This window comes from Veillonella agrestimuris (genome assembly GCF_943193065.1).
Lineage (GTDB): Bacteria > Bacillota > Negativicutes > Veillonellales > Veillonellaceae > Veillonella > Veillonella agrestimuris.
In genome coordinates this window covers 87,437-93,563 of the sequence record NZ_CALPCS010000009.1, presented here as the reverse complement: position 1 = coordinate 93,563, position 6,127 = coordinate 87,437, and the positions used below count along the sequence as shown (strand labels likewise).

3 protein-coding genes are annotated in these 6,127 nt (G+C 38.6%); all 3 read right to left on the bottom strand.

Annotation, left to right across the window (positions count from 1 at the left end; genetic code table 11):
* Positions 1-123: 123 nt before the first annotated feature.
* A complete protein-coding gene (locus NFR29_RS05650; RefSeq protein WP_251424391.1) occupies positions 124-1,380 on the bottom strand; it encodes an S-layer homology domain-containing protein in 1,257 nt (418 codons plus the stop codon).
* 655 nt (positions 1,381-2,035) lie between these two features.
* Positions 2,036-3,301, bottom strand: a complete 1,266-nt coding sequence (locus tag NFR29_RS05645) for an S-layer homology domain-containing protein (RefSeq protein WP_251424396.1) — start codon at positions 3,299-3,301, stop codon at positions 2,036-2,038.
* A 542-nt stretch (positions 3,302-3,843) separates the two neighbouring features.
* Positions 3,844-6,126 (bottom strand): hydratase, encoded by a 2,283-nt coding sequence (locus tag NFR29_RS05640; RefSeq protein ID WP_251424389.1) that lies wholly within the window; start codon positions 6,124-6,126, stop codon positions 3,844-3,846.
* Between the last annotated feature and the right edge of the window lies 1 nt (position 6,127).

The following is a 6,127-nucleotide window of genomic DNA, read 5'->3' as shown; positions in this document are numbered from 1 at the left end:
ATGGCACCAACCACATAAGTGATTGGTGCCAAACAAATGATTAGGGATAAGCACCCCAACATTTGACAGAGAGCCAAAAAAGAGACTCCCGAAGGAGTCTCTTTCATATAGTTAACTATCAAATTAGAATTTGTAGTTAAGTTCTGCACGGTAGAAGTCGCCAAGGTCGTTACCTGCTTGGTCTTCCCAAGAGAAGCCATAGTAAGCGGACAAGCCAACGTTGTTTTGTAATGCATAATCAACAGTTGCCATCCAACCTTTAGCATCTTGAGTGTAGAATTGGTTCCAAGTGGAATCAATGATAGGTGCATTTACGTCTTGATCGAAGTATTGACCTTTCACGCCCCAAGTACCAGATTTACGGATGTCGTAGTTACCGAAGCCAAGACCAGCAACCCAAGCGGAAGAATCTTCTACATGGGAGTCTTTTAACCATTCGCCACCAACCCAAACTTTGTCGAAGTTAGTGTCAGCATGGAAACCATAAAGATTTTTGTAATCTTCTGTAGCACCAACAGTACGTAAGCCAGAGTTTACACGACCATAGAAACCGCCTAATTCAACTTTATCAGCGATTTTGCCTTTTAAGCCTAAGTATGTAGCACCTACATTATCAGCACGAGTGATGTTATCAAGCTCGCCAGATACCATGTAACCATGACCTGCAGTGAATGTTACTTTGTCGTTGCCAGCTACTACAGCAGCACCGTCGAAAGTACCATCGAACATTAAGCCGTTACCGAATACATGACCGAAACGACCTGCTACAGCAGATACACGCTCACCGAAGTTATGTTTTACATATGCACGATCGATGTAAGCTTTACCTTGAGCATTTCCAGCACCTTCACCGAATTCGAAGTTATCAGAGTTCAAACGAACTACTGCTTCAGTTTTATCGTTTACACGTGCGTTGAATTGTACACGAGCACGAGCGTCGAATTTAGATTTGTGAGTATTGCCGTTAGCATCAGTGAATACTGCATCTTCGTTGCCACGGTAACGTAAACGCATATCGCCTGTTACTTTAACATTACCAACGCGGTCTTCCAAAGCTGCTACACGAACGCCCAAGTTGTTCAATTCGTTGGAGAACTCGTCAGCCAAGCGGTTGATCATAGCTTGTTGCTCAGCGTTAGCGCGGTCTTGGTTAGCCATAGCTTTAGCTACCATTTGAGCCATTTCGTAACGAGTGATGTCGTTTTGGCCTTTGAAAGTGCCATCTGGATAACCGTTAACGATACCAGCTGCTGCCAATTGGGAAACTGCTTGGTATGCCCAGCTATCTGGAGTTACATCGGAGAATGGGTTAGCTGCGAATGCAGTAGTTACACCCAATACTGCTGTTGCTGCAAAAATTGCTGCGAATTGTTTTTTCATAGTTGAATTCCTTCTTTCTGAAATAAACGAGAATAAAAATTGTTACAAGATATAGACTTAACAATTCATCTCCATTTCAGAAGTTCGAATTCTCTTTGGGAGTGTCCACGTTTCCTCGCCATGAATCTAGTTCAAAAATGTCGATGTGCTGTTTTGTCCTCACTTGTGCCCTGATATTAGCACGAAGGATTTTTGATGTAAACCCTTTTTTCTCATTTACATTCTCATTTATAAAAATTAAATTTCAAAAAATCATGGTTAGCCGCATAGAATCTAACTCAATCAAGGTTAATAAATTTTTAAAATTTATACAAATTTCTTACAGTTTTTTTATATTGATATTTATTCTCACATCTACTATTAAGTTTTTCTAATTAATGATAATTCTATTTATTTTATTTTAGATAAAGTTATATGCACAGTATCTCCTTTTCTTCATGTAAATACTAAAAAGGAGGCCTTCAATGAGGCCTCCTATATATATACTATTATATATATAATACTTTAATAGATTTATTTAATAGAATTTTCATAGTGGTGTATAGGTAGATTAATAGTATATATACTATATGTAGTATATATAATGATTAGATTTTACTGACTAGTTTTTGTGGTTATCTACTATATCTAGTATATATCCATCATCCTAGACAAATTAGAATTTATAATTTAATTCAGCTCTGTAGAAATCGCTCAAGTCATTGCCGCTTTGATCTTTAGAGTTGAAACCATAACCAGCACTTAAGCCGACATTGTCTTGTAATGCATAATCAATGCTTGCCATATATCCTTTGTAACCATTGGATGTATTCGTCAAGTCATACGCTTGATCCCAAGTGGAACTTACGATTGGAGCATTTGCTTTTTGATTAAAGTATTGGCCTTTAATATCCCAAGTACCTTTTTTAGAGATATCGTAGTTACCGTAACCAATACCTGCGGTCCATGCTGCAGAGTCAGATACATTAGAAGCTTTCAACCATTCGCCGCCAACCCAAACTTTATCTTTTTTAAAGTCTGCATTGAAACCATATACATTTTGGCTATCGTTTGTTTGGATTACGCCATTATGGTTCAAATCACCGCTGGACATTCTCGCATAGAACCCACCAAGAGAAGATTCTTGACCAATTTTACCTTTCAAACCTACATAGGACATAGATGGGTTATCAGATGTTTGATTTTGATCAGCTGCGCCATCTAACATGTAACCATAAGCACCTTGTAATTGTACTTTATCATTGCCAATGTTTAATTGAGCACCATCAAAAGAATCATCATACATCAAACCGCCACCGATAACTTGGTTGAATCGTCCTGCTTTAGCAGATACGTTATCACCGAATTTGTGATTTACATAGGCACGATCAATAGTTGCCGTACCGCTGTTGTTCGAGCCCTCACCAAATTCGTAGTTACCTTTTACACGTACTACTGCTTCCGTTTTATCATTTACATTGGCATTAAATTGAACACGTGCACGGCCATCGAATAAGGATTTGCTATCAGCTTTATACACACCTTTATCCTCTGAACCTTGGTAACGTAAACGCATATCGCCCGTTACTTTCACATTACCTACCCGATCTTCTAAGGCAGATACACGCACACCTAAGCTGTTTAATTCATTAGAGAATTCATCAGCCAAACGGTTAATCATCGCTTGTTGTTCTGCATTTGCCCGATCTTGGTTAGCCATCGCCTTTGCTACCATTTGAGCCATTTCGTAACGAGTAATATCGTTTTGACCTTTGAAAGTACCATCTGGGTAACCATTAATAATACCTGCCGCTGCTAATTGAGATACAGATTGGTATGCCCAGCTATCTGGCGTTACATCGGAGAATGGATTAGCAGCATAAGCTGTAGTTACACCCAATACTGCAGTTGCTGCAAATACAGCAGCCAATTGTTTTTTAATCATGTTTTGTTTCATCATAGTTTCCTTCTTTCTTTAAAAGATATGTTTATCTATATATGCAGAAGGCCTACCATCTATTGAGACTCCCTAAGGACTATGATGTACATAACGTTCTAGTAGAGTATCCACGTTTCCTCTTCTGTAGTTATATAGTCAAAATCACTTATAAGAACCACAACGTTGATGTTGTGCCTTGCTGTGATTACACTATACAACTGGTCAAAAACTTTGTAAAGCATTTTACACAATTTAATATTATGAAATTTCCTTCATGAAGAATTTTGTCATCAAAAAATCAGGTTTTATCTATAATTCTTAAAAATTTAATTTTATAAAATTTCATTTTTCTTAATTTAATTCAGTGTTAATTTAATATATTTTTTCATTTCATTGATTTATTAACCTTATTTTTAATAAGATACTAATAAGTTATACTTCTTTATTACTGGTATTAAAATAAAACCGACCTCCTAGTATTAGATTTTACAAATCTAATACTAGGAGGTCAGTTTAAGTTTACTATTTAATTATAAATCTATCTCTTAACTATTCGCATAATGATTAATCAAACATCCTGCATCAATGATGGCTTTTTCTTCTTGTTCTATATCGCCTAAACGAAGTGTAATTTCTGTTACATTTCCATTATCACTAATGACATAGGCTGTATAGTGATCGCTTTCACCATTTAATATAGATTTTACATTAGGAATCCAAATGTAGTCGCCTACGGCCATAGAATGGGATTGGTCTTCATCGATTAAGAACGGCAACATCCCCCAATTCATCACATTGCTGCGATAACGTTTCGTAGCATATTCCAAAGCAATATTAGCAGCGCCGCCAAGAACGCGTTGGCACGATGCAGCTTGTTCACGAGCCGATCCATCACCTGGTTTATTAGCATAGATTACACTACCAAGGGAAGTATGTGTCCAGAAATCTTCAACAGAATCGGAAAGATTCATAGCTTTGCTGATGATATCATACACAGTTTGGATATTGCTGTATTGTTTTTCTTGACGTGCTTTTTCCATAGAGCGAATCGCTTTTGCACGACCTACATATTCAGGGACCTTACGGCTAAGGGTAAATTCAGATAACGCATATGGGTCAGAACGATACGACGAAGTTTCGCCAGATGGAATCAATTCGTCTGTCGTCGTTACAGGGTCGTCAATATAAGCAGCTACTTTTAGAATCAAATTATCTTGCAATGGTTCAATCGTTGGCCACGGTTTAATAGATGGAGCATACACTAGCTCCTCTTCTTTGTTAGCCTCACCAAAGCCATTGTATACTTTGCTTTCATACGGTTTCGCATCGAAATGGTATGGTTTGATAGTATCGTTATAATCTACCTCTGTAGCTGGCGTTAACGCACCACCATAGATGGCTGTAGCGGCTACAGAACGAGCATCCATTAAGCCAACAGAAGAAATTTGTCCATTGCCTGGTTTGGAGCCTTCTCGATTCGGGAAGTTACGCGTTGCATGGCGAACACTGAATCCTTCGTTATTTGGCGTATCACCAGCGCCAAAACAAGGTCCACAGAAAGCAGTTCTAACGATGGCACCTGCTTCTACTAAATCGACAAGGGCACCATTTTTCATCAATTCTAAATAGATTGGTTGGCTCGACGGATATACGCTGAAAGCAAATCGACCATTGCCGACACTTTTACCAGCTACGATATTAGCAGCAGCGACGATATTTTCATATAAACCACCGGAGCAGCCTACGATAATACCTTGATCGCAATGTAGTTTTCCATCTTTATATTTGTCAACGAGGCCTAAGGACAGAGATTTATTATCTAATTGCTCTACCGCTTGTTCTTCAATGTGTTTCAACAAGTCTAAGCCGCCTTCGTTAAGTTCTTTAATGGTATACACATTACTTGGATGGAATGGCATAGCAATCATCGATTCAATTTTGTCCAAATCTACAACGACAGCACCATCGTAATACGCTACATCTCCTGGGTTCATGGCTTTAAAATCGCCTAGACGACCATGTAAGGCTAAGAAATCGCGCACTTTATCATCCGTTCGCCATACAGTAGATAAGCAAGTCGTTTCTGTACTCATCACATCAATGCCATTACGGAAGTCTACGGATAATTCACTCACGCCAGGGCCAACAAATTCCATAATTTTGTTTTTTACAAAACCATTTTTAAATACTGCCTTTTCAATAGCTAGTGCTACGTCTTGTGGACCAATACCGTGTTTCGGTTTGCCTTTCAAATAAATAGCAATAACACCAGGGCGTTTAATATCATACGTGCGGCTCAACAATTGTTTTACCAACTCAGGCCCACCTTCGCCAATGGCGATGGTACCAAATGCACCATAACGAGTATGACTGTCAGATCCTAGAATCATTTTACCGCCACCAGCTACCATTTCACGCATATATTGGTGAATAACAGCCATATGAGGCGGTACATAAGTGCCACCAAAGCGTTTTACCGCAGATAAACCAAATACGTGGTCATCTTCATTAATGGTGCCACCAACAGCAGCCAAACTATTATGGCAGTTCGTTAAAATATATGGTACGGGGAAATGATCTAAACCACTAGCAATCGCAGTTTGGATAATCCCTACATAGGTAATATCATGAGACGTTAAGGCATCGAATTTAATTTTTAAATTCTCCATCCCTTCCGCTTGTTGGTGAGATGCTAAAATGCCATAAGCAATTGTCTCTTTTTCAGCACTCTCTTTGTCCAATTGTAAATCTCGAACCACTGGAGAATTGGCTTCAATTAACTCAGAGCCATTACGAAGAAATACGCCATCATGTAATAGTGTTACCATA

Excerpts from the sequence above, each read along its gene's own strand:
- NFR29_RS05640 (WP_251424389.1), bottom strand. The coding sequence starts at position 6,126 with ATGGTAACACTATTACATGATGGCGTATTTCTTCGTAATGGCTCTGAG.
- NFR29_RS05650 (WP_251424391.1), bottom strand. The coding sequence starts at position 1,380 with ATGAAAAAACAATTCGCAGCAATTTTTGCAGCAACAGCAGTATTGGGT.